Below are 20391 nucleotides of genomic sequence, written 5' to 3'. Positions count from 1 at the left end.
TCAGGTTGAGGTTGTAAAAAATGCATTAAAAGTTATTTAGCACCACCACACTTGCCTTCACCACATTTACCGTCAGCTTTTTTAGAGTGGGTGGTTGCGCCACATTTGCCTTCACCACATTTGGCATCAGCCTTTTTGCAAGCTGTTGAGGTTGCTTGACCATTGCTCATACATTTTGCAGAAAATGGGTTGGTCGTACCCGCACTTGCTGATGCACTAATTGCCATGATTGAAGAAATAGCAAGACCACTTACGATGTGTTTGGTTTTCATGATTAAGTCCTTGTTTGATATATAAATAAAAATAGATGGTTAAAAACATAACAACCAGAAAAAATGTTTAGGTTTTTCTTGCTGTTATAACTTAGTCGGAGCTAGGGGGTGATTTCTTACACTTTTTTTTAATTTTTTTTAAAAGTTTTATTTTTAAGGTGTCATACCCTATGAAAAGGGGGCTTGAGTCCATTAGGTTGATTAGTCTTAATCAATAAATTTAATCATCTAGCTAAAAAATATTGGTTTTTGCTTGTGATATAATGAGAGCAATCTTATATATAATGCATAAAATACCAACCCATTAGGATAATAACTATGCAACCAACCATGACCTTAACTGATAATGCAGCAAATAAACTGCGTGTTTTACGAGAAGATGAAGGCGATGCCAGTTTAATGTTACGAGTTTATGTAACAGGTGGTGGCTGTTCTGGTTTTTCTTATGGTTTTGACTTTGCAAATGAGGTTAATGAAGACGATGCCACCTTTAAAAACCAAGATGTGAACATGGTGGTAGACTCGTTAAGTTATCAATATTTACAAGGTTCGACAGTCGACTATGTAGAAGGGCTAGAAGGCTCACGTTTTGTGGTTAAAAACCCAAACGCTACGACAACCTGTGGGTGTGGTTCTTCTTTTTCTATTTAGATCATCGTGTTTTATTAACCCGCCGTTTGGTGGGTTTTTTATTTTAAGGGATTATATAATTTGAATGACTATATAAAAAGATGATAAGTATAAAAAAGGATAAGTGATTAATCAAAAAGCAATAAAAAAGCATAGTCTATATATTCCATGTTATTTTATTGTTTGATAGGATACAATTTATAGTGTGTTTGCAAAGTTATGCAAAATATTTATTGATAAAAATATAGAGAAAGACATGAACAGTACAACAGGGTTTACTTTGCCAAATTGGCTAACCAGCCAGCATTTAACAGGCATGCTTAGGGGCATAGAAAAAGAAGGCTTGCGTATGCAAAAAGATGGCTACCTTGCCCAAACACCGCACCCAGAAAAACTGGGCTCTAAATTAACGCATCCTTACATTACCACTGACTACTCAGAAAGTTTACTTGAACTAATTACTGATCCAAAAGAGTCGCCAAAACAAGCACTTGCCATGTTAAGAGAGCTGCATGTGCTGGTTCAACACTCTATCAGTGATGACAATGATGAAAATAGCAAGTCAAATCAAGAGCTACTTTGGCCACTATCCATGCCTTGTATGTTATCTAGCGAAGATGAAGACATACCGTTGGCAGACTATGGCACATCTAACATTGGTAAACTTAAAACCTTATACCGTAGTGGGCTGGGCGTACGTTATGGCAGGCGCATGCAAACCATTGCGGGCTTGCACTACAACTTGTCATTTGGTGATGATTTGTTTGGTGAGTGGCACAAACAGCAAAATGAAAACCGCAGTTTGGCTGAGTTTAAAAATGAAAAATATTTAGGGCTAATCCGTAACTTTAACCGCCTAACCAGCTTGGTATTATACCTTTATGGTGCGAGCCCTAGTGTTTGCCCTTGTTTTTTGGTAGGGCGTGAACACAACCTAAAAAAGTTGAATCAGCATACTTATTACCAACCAAACTCTACCTCATTGCGTATGGGCAAACTGGGTTACACAAATAGTGTGCAAGATGGGTTAGATATCCGCTATAACAATTTGCCAGAATATATTGCAGGCTTGCGTAAAGCCATTCATACCCCGTTTAAAGATTTTACCGATATTGGTGTGGATGACAGCGAGGGCAATCCGGTACAAATTAATGACCATATTTTGCAGATTGAAAATGAATATTACAGCCCAATCCGCCCAAAACAAATTGCAAAAGGTGGTGAAACACCAACACAAGCTTTAGAAGATAGAGGGATTGCTTATGTTGAGTTTAGAGCAATTGACCTTGATCCGTATAGCGATGTAGGTATCCGTTTATCGAGTGCTTGCTTTTTAGAGATATTGGCGTTGTATTGCCTGCTCAATGACTCGCCAGAGTTAATGCCAGATGAAGATAAAGAGCTTGCCATAAACCTTGAGCGAGTTGTTAACGGTGGGCGCGACACCAATACCAATATTTTGGTAAATGGGAAAGAGCAAAACCTACAAGCATGGATGCAAAAGCACTTAGCAAAAATGTTACCATTGGCAGAAATGTTTGACGAAAAACATGGCGGTAATGACTATCGAACCGCCGTGGCACTTATGCAAGGTAAGGTTAGTAACCCTAATTTGACCTTATCAGCGCAAATTATTGCCGACAGCAAACGCCTAGGTAGCACAGCACAGTTGGGAAAAACGCTTGCCAATCAGCACAAAGATCATTTATTAAAATATGCCCTTAGCCCAAATACTCAAGCAAGATACGAGGTGTTGGCAGAAAAATCAGCCCTACAACAGGCAGATTTAGAAGCAGAGCAAACCCAAGATTTTAAAGAGTATGTAAAGCAGTTTAGGTAAAAATTAAGAGTCGAGATAAATAGGATATGGCCAATGTGCAGCCAGCCTGTGCATTTATTAAAGCCAACAAATCTTATTTGACTTGATGTTAAATCACACTCATTAAAGTAAGGCTAATGCTTAAAAACAGCGCAAGGTTTTTAATGCAAAAGTAGAGCAAAACATGAATAATTATCGACTAATCAACGTATTTTTATTACTAACAGCAGTCGTTGCTATTAGTTTTGCATTCTTTTACTTACAGCGTGAGCTAGGCTTGTTTCCTTGCCCATTATGCATCTTCCAGCGTATTGGAATAATGGTGATGGGTGTGTTTGCTTTTTTTGCTGTCTTATTTAACCCAAAAAATAAAGGGTTTCGGCTATTTTTATGGCTTGGTAGTTTATCAGGCGTTGTGTGGACAGCGGTTGTTGCAGCACGCCATACCTGGATACAAAATCTACCACCAGATCAAACACCGGCGTGTGGACCAGGGCTTGATTATTGGGTAGATACCATGCCCATGTTTGATGTGGTTAAAGAGGTGTTTCGTGGTTCTGGCGAATGCGCTACCATTGAATGGACACTACTTGGCATGAGCATCCCAATGCAAACCTTTTTGTTAAGCATTTTTTTAATTTTAGTGCATTTGCTGCTATTGCGTAAGATTGTACGAGAGAAAGGCTAACCATACAACGGACTCAACCATAACCGATTAAATAAAGAGGGTAAGAGATGATAAACACGGATGTGAGACCAGCTTTACCGATTTCTGTAGATAATCAACTTACCGCAGTCAGCTCTTTTTTTGCTGATTTTTTTGTAAAAAATACAGATGCAGACTTACAGGCGTACCTTCAATGGTTGGATAAAGAAGAAAATCCACCAAAGTCTTATCGTGAGCATCCAATTGACTCAGAGCAACAATTAAATCAATTTAAAAAAACGTTTGAGAAAACCACGTGCATGTCGCTTGGTGCCTATGTTCGTATCAAACGTGCATACTTTATCCTTAACTCAAAAAACCAATATCAAAACATTTGCCAGTTTTCATACGTTTATACCCCAATTGGTAATATGCTTGCCATTTTTGCACAAGGTAAGCTGTGTTTATTGGAGTTTTTAGAGCGTAAAATGTTAGAAACCGAGTTAAATCAAATTATTAAAGATAAAAAATGCCAGTTTGAGTTTATCAATACAAGTTCAAATCTATCCGCTCAAACTTTACAAAACCAGTTGGATGAGTATTTTGCAGGCAAGCGAGTCGAATTTGACATACCATTGGAAGCCGTTGGTACGCCGTTTCAGCAAGCCGTTTGGCAAACTTTGCAAACCATTGATTATGGCAAAACCATTAGTTACCAAGATGAGGCGGAAAAAATGGGCAAGCCCACAGCCATGCGTGCGGTTGCCAATGCCAATGGTAAAAACAAAATATCTATTATTATCCCTTGCCACCGTGTTATCCGCAAAAGTGGCGATTTAGGCGGATATGGTGGTGGCTTATGGCGTAAGCGGTTTTTACTTGCGTTAGAAGACAACACTGCTTAACGTATTAAATCTAATCCATAAACTTTTCATAATTCTATTCTGCCAAATGCGTAAACTGATAGTTATCAAAGATATTAACTTGGTAACTATCATGAAGCTTAAATCCATTTTTTTAATTGCTATTGCTAGTACGGCATTTTGGTATGTCGCTTTTGCTCAATCTAATATGCAATCCAATGCCCAATCTGAACTACAAACAAATCAACTAGCCCAAAAAACGGAGCAAGCCACAAGGCTATTAAGCCATGCAATAGATAAAGCCATGCCAACAGCGATTGCTAATATTGGCATACAAGAAACTGACCCAGCACCGCCATTGGTGACGTCGGCTCGCAAGCAAATAGGGGTGACTACCAAATATGACCCTGCTTATGTTGCGTTAAAATTCCCGATGGGGGATGTGCCAAAAGACAGAGGTGTGTGTACCGATGTTGTGGTGCGTGCTTACCGCCAGCAAGGTAGGGATTTGCAAGCTTTGGTAAATGCCGATATGAAAAAGGCGTGGGCACAGTACCCTAAAATTTGGGGGTTAAAAAGTACGGATAAAAATATTGACCATAGACGTGTGCCAAATTTACGGGTATTTTTTACCCGCCACGGCAAAAGCTTGCCAGTAACCAATAATCCAGCAGATTATAAAGCGGGCAATTTGGTAACGTGGGATGTGTCTGGCAGACCGCATATTGGCATTGTATCTAACCGTACTAAAAATGGGACACCACTAATCATTCATAATATTGGTGCAGGCACGCAAGAAAACGATGTGTTGTTCCGCTTTAACATTACCGGGCATTATCGGTATTGATTAATGTTTGTTGTGGTTTAGCGGTTTGTGTGTTAAGCAATAACGATTCTAAGAGCTGAAATTTTGCTTATTTTTTTCGTTATGTCGCTTATAGTGACAGCTTTTTCATTACGATATTGTTGGCAGAAGTTATTATTCATATGTCGCATATTGTCCCTTATTTCCAAACATAGAAAATGAATACGCTAAAATATTTTCGTGATTGTTTTTATCAAGACTTCTTGGAATAGGATGTGGAACGTTATAACCTAAAATATGACTATGGATTAAAAAATCAACTACTTTAAATTCAAAGAAAGGGTCTGTTGGGTCAATTTTACTATCATTTAAAACAACAAGATTGACTTTAAAGCCTTTTTCTGTAGGAATATAGTTAGAAAAATAAACTAAATCTCCTGTCCAGCTTCGCACAAAAAAAAGAAAATTTGCATACTTGTATATATCCCATTTTTCTTCCATTTTAGATGCTTGGTAAACCACACCATCTTGAATTTGTTTTCCATTCGTATCAAAATCAAAATCGACTTCACACTTTGTAGCATTCTCTGGAAATTTTCCAATGTACTCCTTTCCATCACTTTCCCTTAAATTCAGGAAATTAGTTGCAATTTTTGGGTCCTGAGTTGTTGAAGTCATCTTTAAAGCATATTCTCTACAGTCAAATATCGCAATTTTAAATGGATTTTCTTTGGGTTTAATCCATTTAGGTTCATATATTATTTCTTCCTCTTTCGAAGTTCCAAAGCTTATTGTATCTCCAACTTGCAGACCTGTTAAAGCAGAATCGGATATTGTTGTTGTTTTAAATACAGTATTACTTTCCGATTTCGCTTCTTTTTTTTCTGCTTGTGACTTTCCTCCGAACAGCCTTTTAAATATCCTCATATATTTTTTTTGCCCTAATTAATGTCACCGTTTCGATAAACATAATAAAGTCATTTATCGGAATAATTTTTATATTATTTTTCAACAAGATACTAATTTTTTAACTAAAAATCAATTATCAATCTGTTTATCTATTCTGAGTTTAACGCCTCACCAACAGAGCCATGCTCAAACTTAAACCCCATATCCAACAAGTTTTGTGGGTAGACATTTTGCCCATCAATTAGCAAGGTTGCCATCTCGCCAAATAATTGCTTGACCACAAAGGCTGGTTGATGGAGTACCGTTGGGCGGTTAAGCCAACTACCAACCGCTTTGGTAAACTCGCGATTGTTAACGGCAGTTGGGGCAGTGAGGTTGTATATTTGCTTAGGCGTAAGTTGGGTACTTTGCTTATTAAGCGCAGCGTTTTGCTTAATAATAAACAAAACGGCACGTACCCAGTCATTTACACTTATCCAGCTCATTATTTGTTTGCCATTGCCCAAATTACCACCCACACCCAGGCTAAATGGTGTTTTAAGTTTTGTTATCATACCACCCGTTGGGCTAATAACCACCCCAGTACGGATAATAGCAACAGGCACGTTATATTGATTTGCAGTGATTGCCAAATCTTCCCATTGTTGGCATAGGCTATGAGCAAAGTCATTAGTTTGGGCAGGGCTTTGTTCGGTTAATATCTCATCACCAATTTGAGCACCATACCAGCCAATGGCAGAACCACTGATAAATAGTTTGGGTTTGGTATGTGCTTGAGCAATATAATCTAAGATGGCTTGAGTAGGGTTTAGCCGACTGTCAAATAAAACCTTTTTACGAGCCGTAGACCAACGTTTATCAGCAATGCCTGCACCAGCAAGGTTTATGATGACATCAAAGTGGGTTTGGCAGGTTTTTAGCTCGTCATAATCAATGATATTTAAGCCACTAATGCCCTCAGATTTTGGTGTGTTGGTATTGCGAGAAACCCACGTAATGGTTACATCATCTTGTTTGCAAGCTTCTTTTGTTAACGCTTGCCCCAAAAAACCTGAACCGCCTGTTATAAGTATGTGCATGCTGTTTGTCCTTGTTGTGCTTATTTATATACTATTACTATCATATCGTGTTGGCAAACACAAACGCCCCACAACAACAGAACTTAAACCGCCAATTAATGATAATTTCCCGTAGTTTAAATCAAAGAGAGCTGCCATATCATAACCGTTTTCATCTGATGAGATAATAATAAAGAGCAAAACTGCCAAGATGTAAAAAATGAGTGAAACAATAAAACCAATACTAAATATTTTTAGATAAACTTGAAATGTATTGCGATAATACCGTTTGTAAACAATCCATAAGGCTGTTAATAATGCTGGCATAAAACCAAAAAGGATACCTAAAAATCCAACTAAAAAAAGACCACCTAAAATATCTATGTTTTGCTCATTTATGCCTTGTTGTATAAAACTTTCTATAAATATGTAAAAACAAACTATCATCCCCCCAATATAACTACCCAAAAAAGTGTACATTAGCATTATTTTGGCTGTAGGGTAATTCTTTTGCATCGCACTATCTCCTTAAATGTTCAACCATGGTTTTTTTAATGGGGTTGGGCTTTAACTTTTGCGCGAGTTTCAGCTTTGGTACAACGGGTTTATTTGCATATTTGTTGCACACTCTATCCAACCGCATTGCTAATTTTGGCAAGTTATTGGTTGGTACAGAAGGGTATAAATGGTGTTCCATGTGGTAAAGCAAGTTAAATGTTAACAGGTTAACTAATGGATTGCGTTCAGTACGGGCAATTATCTCTTCATCGCAATCATGGTGTACGCACCACCCAGCAATAAATCCTACCATTGCATTGCCTAAAACCATTACCAATGTGTGGTAAAAAAATGCCTGTGGTATGTAAATTAAAGCGGTTATTAAAAAAATTGAAATCAGCCCATAGTCTAAAACCACTGTTATAAGCGTTTTGTTATTTTTTGATCTGGCTAATAGATAACCTGCTTTTTGTACATCATACCAGTGTTTAAAACCGCCAAAAATTGCTTGATACCAGGCTAGATGGGCAAAACTTGCTTCAATATCGTGCTTGGCAAGTGGTGTGCGGTGGTGTTGTAAATGGGTTTGTTTGATAGCGTGCGTACTGGTTAGCATGACCGCGCTTAGTAAAAAAAGTAATAGTTCTGTACTTTTTTTACCAATACCAAGCGTGTTATGAAACCCATCATGTGCTTGCCTAAAACCTGCTGTAAAAAACAAAAATGTGCATGGTATAGCAAATAAAAAGTGTGACATATGAGCAAACCATAATGACAAAATTAAAAAAGGATAGGGCGATACTAAGTTAAATCCTATTTGCAAGTGGTTTAACTTGCGTAAGTCTTTCCAAATGATTTGTTGTTTAGTGGTTTTCATACATGACCTTAAAATAATAAGTTTTCTGTTATTTCTGTCAGAACAGAAATAACAAGTTAAATTTTTTTTGTTTCTTAACTTATTTTAAAAATCTTTGAACGCTTGAGCCAAGTTTTAATATTTTACTTAATGTACCAGAGGATAGTTTGAGCATTTCGGTAGCCCAACCGGTGAGCGTCTCCACAAACTGGTGGGTGTCTTTAATCCTTTTTTGAACATCTTTGTTTTCTTGCTTAAACTCAGGAGAGTCCATTAATTGCTCTAAAAAAGTGACGGTTGGAGCAAGCTCTCTTTCGTAGCGTTCTTCTACAATGACTTTTGCAAGCTCCCAAACATCTGAGCCAGTTGTAAAATAGTCTCTTCGGTCGCCCATTATATGTGTGGTTTGTACCAAGTTAAGGCTTTGTAACTCTTTAATGCTGTTACTAACGTTAGAGCGAGCGACGCCTAAAGTTTCGCAAATTTCTTCTGCATTCATAGGTTTGCTAACCAAATATAACAATGCGTGTATTTGTGCAACGGTGCGGTTAACGCCCCATTTGTTGCCCATTTCTCCCCAATGGAGAATAAATTGTTCGGTTGTTGGATTAAGTTTCATATCTTAAATACTGTATTCATTTAGGCTTAGTGTGTCACTTTCTTTTATTTCTGTCAATACAGAAATAAATATATTTTAATAAATGGTTATACAACCATGCAAGTTATCTTAAGACTTTGCTGTTGTTAATATCTTTAATTTGGCTTGGTTTGGTATAGCCTAAAGTAGAACCTTGCAAGTAGCCAATGTTGTTACCAAAGTAAGCATTTGCCTCAACAAAGTTTTTAGCAGGTTGTTGGTCGCTAGGGTTGCAACTGGTTGAGATGATAAAACCAAATGGATTATCGACCGATACCATGTTGGTACAAACTTGTTTGATAAGTGGGTGGGCAATGACCCGAACCGCCACACTATTGTGCTTGCCGGTTATCCAATTTGGGATTGAAACCTCTTTTGGTAGGGGCAATACCCATGTAGTGGCTTGTTGTTGGTTTATTGTAGAGTTATTTACAGACTCCCAACTACTGGCTAAGGTTTGCTTTTGCGCTTGTGTGAGTCCATCCAATAGCGGAGTTAAACGTTTTATGCTGTCTGTTACAACAATCATGCCTTTGTCTATTGGGCGGTTTTTTATCGCTAAAATCTTTTTTACGGCTTGTTGATTAAAGGCATCACAACCAATACCCCAAACACTTTCGGTTGGGTAGGCGAGTAGTTTGCCATCTTGCATCCATTGGCTGGCAGCGGTTGGGTCTGATGTTTTTAAGGTATCCATATTGAGCATGATATATTTATATTAAACTTATTTATAACAGGTTATCTGGGTTTTAAATTATCTGGGTTTTAAATTATCTAGGTTTTAAAGTAACGTCCGCCCTGCTGCATAATCAGCCCCATCAATTCTAACTCCATTAGCTGCCCTAGCAGAGTTTGCGTATCTAGTTTCCGTTTTGCAACTAACGTATCCAAATCTACCCCAGACCAATCCAATAACTCATACACAGGCAATAAATGAGCAGGGAGATTAGCCGTTTTATCAACTTGAATGGTTGGACTGGTTGTGGGTTTTTTGGTGGCGTTTGACTCGGTTTTTTTCGTTGTTAAAGATGGCGCATTGTTCAATGATTTAGGTTTGTCATCTACCACGATGTGCGGTGATTGACGTTGGTACTGTAAGTCGTCAAGTACCTGCATGGGATGGTAAATAAGTGTCGCACCTTCACGAATTAAATGATGACAGCCCTCAGCATTGGCGTTGTCAATGTGGCTTGGTACAGCAAAAACCTGTTTGCCCTGTTCAGAAGTTAGGCGGGCAGTAATCAATGAACCGCTATTAAGTGCGGCTTCTGTTACGATTGTACCAAGGCTAAGTCCAGCAACCAAACGATTACGCCGTGGGAAGGTATGTTTGCTAGCTGGTGTGCCGGGTAACAGCTCGCTAACCAAACAACCACCATCTGCGATGATTTGTTGAAATAATTGTGCATGATGGCGAGGGTAGACGACATCAATCCCTGTGCCTAAAACGCCAATGGTTCGACCTTTTGCCGTTTCATCGGTTTGGCTGAGTGCACCTTGATGGGCATAGCCATCGACACCTTGTGCAAGTCCACTTGTTACAACATAACCAGACTGAGCAAGATATTGTGCCATATCAAAGGTAATTTTTTGCGCATGTGGGCTGGGTTTTCGACTGCCCACCATCGCAATTTGTGCATTGTGTAGCTGTGCTGTATTGCCTTTTACAAACAACAATGGCGGTGGATCAAACAGCTGCTTTAATTGTGTTGGGTAGGTTGTATCTTCTAAAAAAAGAATCTGATAGTGACCGGCACTAATATCATGCTTTACCTGCTCAATAAAAATATCTGTCGCATTCTTATCTTTATGTCTATCAATGTGTTTGTCATGAATACCTAGCTCTTTCCATTGGCTAGAAGTCGCCTTGATTGCCGCATCTACAGAGTCAAAGTTTTGTATTAACTTATAGTAAGCAGATAAAGAGGCATTAACTTGTTGCCATAAGCAAAGTGTGGCTAACTGAAAAGGCGATAAAGAGGGTGGCTTCATTTTATGGTTACGCTTCATGTTGTTGTCATAAACTAGTTTTAATCTTAACAAAGTTGACGTAGTTTGCATAATTTTGAGCCAATTAATCAGCCATAGTAATCTAGTCTTAATAGTTGTTAAATCGCCAAAAATAAGGGCTAACTATTAAAATATTTACAATTGCTTAACAAATCTGCTTAATTTCATAAAACTGTCATATTTGATAGGCAAACTACGCATCAATACCACAATTTAACTTACCGACTCAAAAAAATAAGCATTTAGCACGTTGATTTTGATAGGCAAAAATTGGTACTAGACTGACTTAAAATAACCCATTCTAAATAACAGTCAACTAAAGCTGATTTAGAATAATCAAAGTAACTCTCAGGAGACGAATATGCGTTACTCTCTATTAGCTGCTTGTGTTGCAGCAAGTGCATTAACTTTAACGGCTTGTAACCAAGCTAAAGAAACAACTGAAGCTGCTGCTGGCGCTGCAGAAGGTGCTGTAGAAAAAACTGCAGAAGTTGCTGCTGGTGCTGCAGAAGCAGTAACTGGTGGAGCGGATGCTTATAAAGATATTGAAGGCGTAGCAATGAACATCAGTGGTGCTGGTGCATCTTTCCCAGCGCCTATCTATCAAAAATGGTCTGCAGACTTTAATGCGGCTACTGGTGGTCAAGTAAACTATAACTCGATTGGTTCTTCTGGTGGTATTAAGCAAATTAAAGCGAAAACGGTTGACTTTGGTGCGTCTGATAAGCCTCTTAAACCAGCTGATCTAAAAGAAGCCGGTTTAATTCAGTTCCCAACAGTTATTGGTGGTGTTGTACCAGTTGTTAACATTGAAGGCGTTGAGCCAGGTAAGCTTGTGTTAAGCGGTGAAGTGCTTGCTGATATTTATCTTGGTAAAGTTAAAAAATGGAATGACCCAGCAATTGTTGCATTAAATGAAGGTCTTGAGCTACCAGATACAGATATTATTACAGTTCACCGTTCTGACGGTTCTGGTACAACATTTAACTTTACTTACTACCTAAATGAAGTATCAAGCGACTGGGCAGCAGTTGGTGTTGATAAATCTGTAGAATGGCCAACAGACAAAATGAATACAGGTTTTGGTGGTAAAGGTAATGAAGGTGTTGCTAGCCAAGTAGGACAAACGCCAAACACAATTGGTTATGTTGAGTATGCGTATGCTAAGCAAAACGATATGGCATATGCGGCTATGGTTAATGCGGCAGGTAATACGGTTATGCCATCTGCTGAAACATTTGGTGCGGCAGGTAACGTTGACTGGTCTAAAGCTGATGGTTTCTATAAAGTTATCGCTAACTCAGATACTGACAAAGCATGGCCAATCGCAGCAGCAACATTTATTTTGGTTCACACAAACCCAGAAAATCCAGAGCAAGTTGCTGGTGCACTTAACTTCTACAACTGGGCATATGATCAAGGTGACCAAGCGGCACTTGACTTAGACTATGTTCCATTCCCAGATGAAGCAGTTGCTTTGTTTAAAGATTCTTGGAAGCAAGTTGTTAATGCCGAAGGTAAGCCTGTGTATACAGCTAAGTAATTAGTATATCGAGTTAATCAAGTAATTGATTGACTCTGATAGGGCAAGCAAGTGAAGATTTCACGTGCTTGCCCTTTTATCCATTAGCTATGGTATATATCCGAAAAAATAAATATATAACAAATAGGATTTGCTTCCTACTCAAACTATCTTAAAACATGAACAGTTGAGTATGAAGAAGGTCTTATACATAAACAAATAATATACTCGTTGGGGTTATCATGTCTGATTTACACGCTCAACTGGCCAAACAAAAACGTTATGATGCGTTGTTTGTTGGCCTAACACGTTTTTTTGCATTTTTGGTTTTAATATCGCTTGGCGGTATTATGCTTTCTTTGATTATCGGCGCTTGGCCAAGTATTAAAGAATATGGTTTTGGTTTTTATACCAGTAGTGCTTGGAGCACAGTAAATGACCAATATGGTGCGCTTGCGCCAATTTATGGCACTTTGGTAACTTCATTGATTGCAATTTTGATTGCTGTACCCGTGAGTTTTGGTATTGCAATATTTTTGACGGAGCTTTGCCCTCCTGCACTTCGCAAGCCATTGGGTATGGCAATTGAGCTACTTGCAGGTATCCCGTCTATTATTTATGGCATGTGGGGCTTGTTTGTATTGGCACCATTATTTGCTAAATATGTACAGCCATTTGTGATTAAAGTGTTTGGACCAATCCCTATGATTGGTAGCCTGTTTGGCGGTCCGCCATTGGGGATAGGGGTGTTTACTGCCTCACTGATTCTTGCCATTATGGTAATCCCATTTATTGCTGCAACGATGCGAGACGTATTTTCGGTCGTGCCGGACTTACTAAAAGAATCAGCCTATGGTGTTGGTGCAACAACTTGGGAAGTGATGTATAAAATTATCTTACCTTATACAAAAGTTGGCGTTGTTGGCGGTGTTATTTTAGGGCTGGGTCGAGCATTAGGCGAGACCATGGCGGTAACCTTCTTGATTGGTAATACTTATAACATTAATTCAAACTTGTTTGGTTCGGGTGTGACCATTACATCGGCAATTGCGAATGAGTTTGCTGAAGCATCTAGCGACTTACATGTCGCATCATTGTTACATTTAGGCTTGATCCTATTTATTATTACCTTGTTTGTTCTAACATTGTCTAAGCTGATGCTGGCACGTATGGACAAAGCTGCTGGCAATCGCTAAAAAGTGAGGATATGACTATGACAACAGATACAAATGCGGTAGGAAACTTTGAACAGCGTATGAACAAAGGGTTATATGCTAAACGTAAATTTTTTAATATACTTGGCTTAATTTTTGCAGTTGGTGCGATGGCCTTTGGCTTAATCTGGTTGGGTTGGATTTTAAAAGACCTTATTTTAAAAGGGATGGAAGCCATGCTAACCATGCCAATTTTTACCGCAGATTCTGCAGTAAATGGGTTACGAAATGCAATGGTTGGTTCGGCAATGATTGCCTCGTTAGGCTTATTAATTGGTGCGCCAGTTGGTTTGCTTGCTGGGGTGTATTTGGCTGAGTTTGGACGTAATTCATGGTTGGCACAGGCAACTCGGTTTATGAATGACATTTTGCTATCAGCGCCATCTATTGTTATTGGTCTTTTCATTTATGCACTCATTGTTAAAGGCTATGGTGATTCAGGCCTTTTAAAAGGGCATGGATTTTCTGGTTGGGCAGGTGCGGTTGCTTTGTCTCTTATTATTATCCCCGTGGTTGTACGTAGTACTGAAACCATGCTTAACTTGGTACCAAACCAGTTGCGAGAAGCCTCTTATGCATTGGGTGCACCTAAGTGGAAGGTGGTAACAACAGTTACAATGAAAGCTGCAAAGGCAGGTTTAACCACAGGTGTGTTACTTGGTTTTGCCCGTATTACAGGTGAAACAGCACCGCTTTTATTTACAGCGATGAACCGTTTATACTTTAGCTTGGATATGAGTAGTGAAATGGCCAACTTACCAATGACTATCTATCAATTTGCTGCATCACCTCTTAAACAGCAAAATACCGTTGCATGGGCAGGTGCCCTGATCATTACTTTCTCGGTATTGGCACTTAACGTGATTGCCCGATTTATCAGCCGAGATAAGAAATAAACTTTAGCTTATTTAATAACATATTTAACGCAAAAAATTTAAAATTAACCTATTGAAACAAAGGTAACTGTTATGTCAGACGTTTTAGAAAGAAAAGAAACCACCACGGCAATGCCAGCAGCGGGTACGGTAGCCACACAATCTAAATTACCAGAAAATATGCCACCTGCAAAAATGGAAGTAAAAAACTTAGATTTTTACTATGGTGATTTTAAAGCACTTAAAAATATTAACCTGGTTATCCCTGATAAAAAAGTAACGGCATTTATTGGTCCTTCTGGTTGTGGTAAGTCTACATTATTGCGTACATTTAACCGCATGTATGATTTATACCCAGGCATGCATGCCGAAGGCTCTATTGAGTTAGATGGTAAAAATATCTTAGATAAAGATGTGGACTTAAACTTATTGCGTGCGCGTGTTGGTATGGTTTTCCAAAAACCAACACCATTCCCAATGTCTATTTATGATAACGTTGCATTTGGTGTGCGCTTGTATGAAAAACTGAGCAAATCTGAACTAAATGATCGTGTTGAATGGGCACTTAAAAAGTCTGCTTTATGGCCAGAAGTAAAAGATAAGCTAAAAGAGTCTGGTTTATCATTATCTGGTGGTCAGCAGCAGCGTTTATGTATTGCTCGTGGTGTGGCAACTAAGCCAGAAGTTTTATTGCTAGATGAGCCAACTTCAGCACTCGACCCAATTTCAACTGGGGCAATTGAAGAGTTGATTGACGACTTAAAACATGACTACACTATTGCCATTGTGACTCACAACATGCAGCAAGCGGCACGTTGCTCGGACTACACAGTTTACATGTATCTTGGTGATATGGTAGAAATGGGTGAAACAGAGCAAGTATTTGCAAACCCACAACAAAAAGCAACGGAAGACTATATTACGGGTCGTTACGGTTAAGTCGCTTTTTGATTATTAAGTGTAATAGTGTGATAGAGTATTCAGGGTTGATACTCAAATAAGTAATGCAACTAAGCCAATAAAAAAGGAATATTAGGAGGCTGTTATGTCAGAAATGGATGATAAAGTAGCAGCCATCATTAATCAGGTACACAAAAGTATGGGTGTTACCAAACTAGAGAGAACAAGAATTATGCTAAATAAACACACGTCAAGTAGTTTTGATCAAGCCCTATCAGACAGCAGTAGCCTCTTTTTACGTATTGGTGAAATGGCAACAAACCAGGTAGCAAATGCTGTGCATGCGCTGATTGATGTTGACTCAGCACTGGCGCAAAAAGTGATTGTGCGTGATGAAGAAATTAATAAAATGGAGCGTGAACTTGATGAGCGCATCATGCAAATTGTTATCAAACGTCAGCCAACAGCAAATGACTTCCGTTTTGTGATGGCAATGAGTAAAGGCGTAGTTGACCTTGAGCGTATTGGTGATGAAGCTGTAAAAATTGCGAAAATGGCACAAGAGTTAACTAAACAGGGTGAAGCACCTCTGGGTTATTCTGAAGTTCAACACTTAAGCAACCAAGTGCGTTTAATGGTACATAATGCACTTGATGCCTTCCGCAACTTTGATGCTGAGCAAGCGTTTGAGGTAATGCGTAGCGATAATGTGATTAACCGAGAATATCAGTCAGCTAGCCGTGCCTTGTTGACTTATATTATGGAAGATAGCCAGCATGTGAGCAAAGTTATTAATATCCTTTGGGTATTACGAGCGTTAGAGCGTATTGGTGACCATGCCAAAAACATTTCTGAATTGGTTATTTATACCAGCAGTGGTCAAGATGTTAAGCATACTGACTATGATGAAGTAGAAAAAGCGGTACAAGATGCCAACCAAAAGGCAGCTGATCAAAAGAGTGAACCAAACGATGATGATCCTCAAGAATAAATAATGTATTTTGATTAAAATAAAAAACGCACTTTAAGTGCGTTTTTTATGGTTTAAAATTTACTATTTTTCTTCTGGTTTCCAACCTTGCGGGCGTTCATAATCTGCATTATCTAAAAACAAATCACGTTGTTCGGCTAAAAAAGTTTTGGCGGCTGGATCAATCATGCTTAAGTGGTTTTCATTAATTAACATAGTTTGATGTTCTAGCCATTCTTTCCAAGCTTTATCAGAAACAGTGTTTTGAATCTCTTCGCCTGCTTTATTAGGAAAAGGTGGAAAAGCCATTTTAGGCAAGTTTTCTTTATATTTTCGGCACATGACCAAGTTGTCATTTGGGTTAAATGTTGCTGTCATTTTGGTGCTCCATGTTAGGTTATTTGGCTTTTAATTTTTCTAATTTGGCTTTACCACGCGTAATTGCCTGTGTAACTTGGTTTGGTGCCGTACCACCAATGTGGTCACGAGCGTTTAAAGAGCCTTCTAAAGTTAAATAGTCAAATACATCTGCGTGGATTTCATTACTAAATGCTTGCAGTTGCTCAAGCGATAATTCACTTAAATCTTTATTCTCTTCAATGCCGAGTGCAACGGCATGACCGACCACTTCATGTGCGTCACGGAAGGCAACCCCGTTGCGTACTAAATAATCAGCAAGGTCAGTTGCAGTCGCATAGCCCTTCATCGTTGCGTCACGCATTTTATCAGCATTTGGGGTGATGTTTGGTAGCATATCAACAAATGCCAGCAAACTGCCAGATAATGTATCGACGCAATCAAACAAAGGTTCTTTGTCTTCTTGGTTATCTTTATTGTAGGCTAGCGGTTGGTTTTTCATGAGTGTGAGCAAGGTTGTGAGTTGACCAAACACACGGGCAGCTTTACCACGAACCAATTCTGGCACATCTGGGTTCTTTTTTTGTGGCATGATGGAAGAACCTGTACAGAAACGGTCTGGAATTTGCACAAACCCAAATTGTGCTGACATCCACAGAATAATCTCTTCACTCATACGAGATAAATGCATCATCAAAATTGAGGCGGCTGAGGTAAACTCGATAGCAAAATCACGGTCAGAAACGGCATCAAGTGAGTTTTCGCAAATGCCTTCAAATCCAAGCAGTTTTTGAGTAATGGTGCGGTCAATTGCAAAGGTAGTCCCTGCTAAAGCAGCACTCCCAAGTGGCATTTGGTTGATACGGCTTCTGGCGTCAATAAACCTTTGCGTATCACGGTTTAGCATCTCAAACCAAGCCATAACGTGATGCCCAAAACTCACGGGCTGTGCCGTTTGTAAATGAGTAAAGCCAGGCATGATGGTGTGCGTATGCTTGCTGGCTAACGCTAGCAAACCGCTTTGTAGTTTTATGAGCAACTCAACAATATTATCGGTTTCTTCACGCAACCATAAGCGAATGTCCGTTGCTACTTGGTCATTTCGGCTACGCCCCGTATGTAGCTTTTTACCGACTGTGCCAATCAAATCAGTTAAACGAGACTCCACATTCATATGAACGTCTTCTAACACGACTGACCAATTGAAGTTGCCAGCATCAATTTCTGCTTGCACTTGTTTTAGCCCTTCAATAATGGTGTTGGACTCTTCTTTGGTAATAATATGGCATTCACCAAGCATCGTCGCATGGGCAATAGAACCAGCGATATCGTGTTTTGCAAAACGCTGATCAAAATTAACGGATGCGGTAAACTCGGCAACAAAACTATCTGTGGCTTCGCTAAAACGTCCACCCCACATTTGTTGACCGACTGAAGATTGAGAATGATCTGACATAAAAAGCACCTATAGGTTACGGTTAACTGTTAATTACTCTTAATTTAATATGTTGGTTAGTATAGCAAATGCCAAACACAAATTTGAAAAATTGTCTCTATAAACTGTAAACAACTGCTAGAATTCATAAAATATTTTAAGCGGTAGCGATGCTGCATGTTGCGATAATAAGGCAGATATTTTTGATGAACAACTGCCTTGTTTATGGTTAAATAGGGGAGTCTTATTAACCACGATATTTAGCCTTTAAAAGAGTTTGGATGACAAAAATGAAAACACAGCTTACAACGTTAACCATCGCTACCAGACAAAGCCCTTTAGCCTTGTGGCAAGCAGAACATATTAAAGAGCGGTTAACAAAACTGTATCCTAGTCTCCACATAGAGCTGCTTAAAATAACCACAAAAGGCGATAAAATTTTGGATACACCACTTGCCAAAATTGGTGGCAAAGGGTTGTTTGTAAAAGAGTTAGAACAAGCCATTTATGATAAAAAAGCAGACATTGCGGTACACTCTTTAAAAGATGTCCCCATGGTTTTGCCAGAGGGGCTAATGCTTGGGGTATATTGCAAGCGAGAAGTACCAACCGATGCGTTTGTTTCTAACAATTATGATGGTATTGATGACTTACCAATAGGCTCGGTTGTTGGTACATCTAGCTTGCGTCGCCAATGTCAGCTAAAACAATATCGCCCAGATTTAACCATTAAATCTTTGCGTGGCAATGTAGGTACGCGTTTAAGTAAGCTTGATGCAGGCGAGTATGATGCCATCATATTAGCAACCAGTGGGCTTAAGCGTATTGGGTTGGATGATAGAATCCGTGAAGAGTTAGACACCAATGTGAGTTTGCCCGCAGTTGGGCAAGGTGCATTAGCGATTGAATGCCGAGCAAATGATGACGAGGTGCTTGCCTTGCTTGCTCCGTTAAATGATAATCAAGACAAACTTTGTTTGCTTGCAGAGCGTGCTTTAAATCGTCATCTTGAAGGTGGCTGCCAAGTACCCATTGCTGCTTTTGCAGTCATTGAAAATAATGAGTTGTGGCTGCGTGGTCGAGTAGGTACGGTAGATGGTACTGAGTTATTGAAAGCTGAACAACGCATAAAACTTGAAGAGACACAAACAGACAATGAACAAAATGCAGAGAAGCTTGGTGTTCAGGTTGCTGAACTTTTGCTAAAGCAAGGGGCAGGTGATATTTTGAAAGCGATTTATCAGTAGCGTACTTTTTTTATCTCTTTTTTAAATTAACTAAACGCACAAATGCCAACTTTTATTAATACTCGCCCACAACAGCGCGCATTGCCATTAAGCGATGCGTTAACTAATGCAGGGTTAACGGTAGTTGACTTACCGCTGTTAGAGATGATAGCGATAGAACCCAATAAAGATGATAAACAAAAGCTGCAAGCAATTGCTCAGTCAACCTATGATGTTTTGGTTGTTGTTAGCCCAACCGCTGCCAACTTAGGGATGCGCTCAATAAAAAGCAATCAAGTTTTGTCGTCTCAAACAGTGGTTGCTGTCGGTGATGCAACGGCGCAGGCTTTGGCGGCCAATGGTGTTGAGGCAATTACGCCACAAAGTTTGTCTTCAACTCATCATCCCGTTACTGGGCTTAATAATCTTAATAATAATGAGGGCATGCTTAAATTACCCTGTATTCAACAATTATCGTCAGGTAGTCGGGTTATGGTTTGGCGTGGTCAAGGTGGTAGAAGACTGCTGATTGACTCGCTACAAGAGAGAGGCGTGCTTGTTGATGTGATTGAGTTATACAAACGCCAATTACCAGAACAAACCTTTTTAGCTTATAAAAATTGGGCAGCCAAAAAACGGGCTGTAGAGGATAGCCCCATAGTACTCATCAGCAGTAATGAAGCGTTTAATAACTGGCATCTGGTAGTGGCTTGTAATCGCCACTATCAATTAAATGACTTTATTTATTTGGTGTTAGGCAGTCGTCTTGCAAATATTGTTCAGCAAAAAAAATTACTATTTAAACAAATTGAAAGCCTTAATCCTGCTCACATTATCAACCAACTAGCAGGCAATAAGTTTTAAATTTAAAGTTAATACAAATAAGGAT

The 20391-nt window shown here is 39.1% G+C and carries 22 protein-coding genes; 12 read left to right on the top strand and 10 right to left on the bottom strand.

Features of this window, described 5'->3' with window-relative positions:
- Positions 1–32 precede the first annotated feature (32 nt).
- Entirely contained in the window at positions 33–272 is a 240-nt protein-coding gene (locus VH441_RS06460) for an HvfA family oxazolone/thioamide-modified RiPP metallophore (protein WP_434352836.1), read from the bottom strand.
- Between the two features lie 318 nt (positions 273–590).
- On the opposite strand from VH441_RS06460, the gene erpA reads away from it, so the two are divergent.
- The 5 genes from erpA to VH441_RS06435 all read left to right on the top strand — a co-directional run bounded on the left by erpA (position 591) and on the right by VH441_RS06435 (position 5077).
- Complete coding sequence (gene erpA / locus VH441_RS06455; protein WP_434352835.1) at positions 591–923, top strand: iron-sulfur cluster insertion protein ErpA; 333 nt, start codon at positions 591–593, stop codon at positions 921–923.
- Between the two features lie 235 nt (positions 924–1158).
- A complete protein-coding gene (gene gshA / locus VH441_RS06450; protein WP_434352834.1) occupies positions 1159–2742 on the top strand; it encodes a glutamate--cysteine ligase in 1584 nt (527 codons plus the stop codon).
- A 163-nt stretch (positions 2743–2905) separates the two neighbouring features.
- Entirely contained in the window at positions 2906–3409 is a 504-nt protein-coding gene (locus tag VH441_RS06445) for a disulfide bond formation protein B (RefSeq protein ID WP_434352833.1), read from the top strand.
- Positions 3410–3456: 47 nt separating this feature from the next.
- The gene (locus VH441_RS06440) at positions 3457–4272 is read left to right on the top strand and encodes a methylated-DNA--[protein]-cysteine S-methyltransferase (protein ID WP_434352832.1); all 816 of its coding nucleotides are present in this window, start codon (positions 3457–3459) and stop codon (positions 4270–4272) included.
- A gap of 262 nt (positions 4273–4534) precedes the next feature.
- On the top strand, positions 4535–5077 hold the full coding sequence (locus VH441_RS06435) for a DUF1287 domain-containing protein (RefSeq protein WP_434354374.1): 543 nt from the start codon (positions 4535–4537) through the stop codon (positions 5075–5077).
- Positions 5078–5209: 132 nt separating this feature from the next.
- Here the strand turns inward: VH441_RS06435 and VH441_RS06430 are convergent, their stop codons facing one another.
- The 7 genes from VH441_RS06430 to dprA form a co-directional block, all read right to left on the bottom strand.
- On the bottom strand, positions 5210–5962 hold the full coding sequence (locus VH441_RS06430; RefSeq protein ID WP_434352831.1) for a hypothetical protein: 753 nt from the start codon (positions 5960–5962) through the stop codon (positions 5210–5212).
- A gap of 131 nt (positions 5963–6093) precedes the next feature.
- Positions 6094–7023 carry a TIGR01777 family oxidoreductase gene (locus VH441_RS06425; protein ID WP_434352830.1) on the bottom strand — a complete coding sequence of 310 codons (930 nt, stop codon included), beginning with the start codon at positions 7021–7023 and terminating at the stop codon, positions 6094–6096.
- 24 nt (positions 7024–7047) lie between these two features.
- On the bottom strand, positions 7048–7518 hold the full coding sequence (locus tag VH441_RS06420; protein ID WP_434352829.1) for a hypothetical protein: 471 nt from the start codon (positions 7516–7518) through the stop codon (positions 7048–7050).
- 4 nt (positions 7519–7522) lie between these two features.
- Complete coding sequence (locus VH441_RS06415; protein WP_434352828.1) at positions 7523–8377, bottom strand: fatty acid desaturase family protein; 855 nt, start codon at positions 8375–8377, stop codon at positions 7523–7525.
- Positions 8378–8456: 79 nt separating this feature from the next.
- Complete coding sequence (locus VH441_RS06410; RefSeq protein WP_434352827.1) at positions 8457–8975, bottom strand: GbsR/MarR family transcriptional regulator; 519 nt, start codon at positions 8973–8975, stop codon at positions 8457–8459.
- A gap of 103 nt (positions 8976–9078) precedes the next feature.
- Positions 9079–9699, bottom strand: coding sequence for an L-threonylcarbamoyladenylate synthase (locus VH441_RS06405; protein WP_434352826.1), 621 nt, complete (start codon positions 9697–9699; stop codon positions 9079–9081).
- Positions 9700–9767: 68 nt separating this feature from the next.
- Positions 9768–10985: a DNA-processing protein DprA gene (gene dprA, locus VH441_RS06400; RefSeq protein ID WP_434354373.1), complete on the bottom strand. Its 1218-nt coding sequence runs from the start codon at positions 10983–10985 to the stop codon at positions 9768–9770.
- A gap of 379 nt (positions 10986–11364) precedes the next feature.
- On the opposite strand from dprA, the gene pstS reads away from it, so the two are divergent.
- The 5 genes from pstS (at position 11365) to phoU (ending at position 16505) form a co-directional block, all read left to right on the top strand.
- Complete coding sequence (pstS, locus tag VH441_RS06395) at positions 11365–12546, top strand: phosphate ABC transporter substrate-binding protein PstS (RefSeq protein WP_434352825.1); 1182 nt, start codon at positions 11365–11367, stop codon at positions 12544–12546.
- Positions 12547–12767: 221 nt separating this feature from the next.
- Complete coding sequence (pstC, locus tag VH441_RS06390; protein WP_434352824.1) at positions 12768–13721, top strand: phosphate ABC transporter permease subunit PstC; 954 nt, start codon at positions 12768–12770, stop codon at positions 13719–13721.
- Between the two features lie 17 nt (positions 13722–13738).
- Positions 13739–14635, top strand: a complete 897-nt coding sequence (gene pstA, locus VH441_RS06385; RefSeq protein ID WP_434352823.1) for a phosphate ABC transporter permease PstA — start codon at positions 13739–13741, stop codon at positions 14633–14635.
- Between the two features lie 111 nt (positions 14636–14746).
- A complete protein-coding gene (pstB, locus tag VH441_RS06380) occupies positions 14747–15553 on the top strand; it encodes a phosphate ABC transporter ATP-binding protein PstB (RefSeq protein ID WP_434354372.1) in 807 nt (268 codons plus the stop codon).
- A 193-nt stretch (positions 15554–15746) separates the two neighbouring features.
- Positions 15747–16505: a phosphate signaling complex protein PhoU gene (phoU, locus tag VH441_RS06375; RefSeq protein ID WP_434354371.1), complete on the top strand. Its 759-nt coding sequence runs from the start codon at positions 15747–15749 to the stop codon at positions 16503–16505.
- Between the two features lie 63 nt (positions 16506–16568).
- Here phoU and VH441_RS06370 read toward each other — a convergent pair whose 3' ends face one another.
- Both VH441_RS06370 and argH read right to left on the bottom strand, forming a co-directional pair.
- Complete coding sequence (locus VH441_RS06370) at positions 16569–16862, bottom strand: oxidative damage protection protein (protein WP_434352822.1); 294 nt, start codon at positions 16860–16862, stop codon at positions 16569–16571.
- A gap of 19 nt (positions 16863–16881) precedes the next feature.
- Positions 16882–18261, bottom strand: a complete 1380-nt coding sequence (gene argH / locus VH441_RS06365; protein WP_434354370.1) for an argininosuccinate lyase — start codon at positions 18259–18261, stop codon at positions 16882–16884.
- Between the two features lie 296 nt (positions 18262–18557).
- Here argH and hemC point away from each other — a divergent pair, with 296 nt between their 5' ends.
- Together hemC and VH441_RS06355 are read left to right on the top strand one after the other, a co-directional pair.
- The gene (hemC, locus tag VH441_RS06360) at positions 18558–19523 is read left to right on the top strand and encodes a hydroxymethylbilane synthase (protein WP_434352821.1); all 966 of its coding nucleotides are present in this window, start codon (positions 18558–18560) and stop codon (positions 19521–19523) included.
- A 42-nt stretch (positions 19524–19565) separates the two neighbouring features.
- A complete protein-coding gene (locus VH441_RS06355) occupies positions 19566–20366 on the top strand; it encodes a uroporphyrinogen-III synthase (protein ID WP_434352820.1) in 801 nt (266 codons plus the stop codon).
- Positions 20367–20391: the final 25 nt, after the last annotated feature.

Source organism: Psychrobacter sp. HD31 (assembly GCF_051097895.1).
In the GTDB taxonomy this organism is placed as follows: domain Bacteria; phylum Pseudomonadota; class Gammaproteobacteria; order Pseudomonadales; family Moraxellaceae; genus Psychrobacter.
Note: the sequence above shows the minus strand (reverse complement) of the source record. Positions and strands in the feature narration are given on the sequence as shown.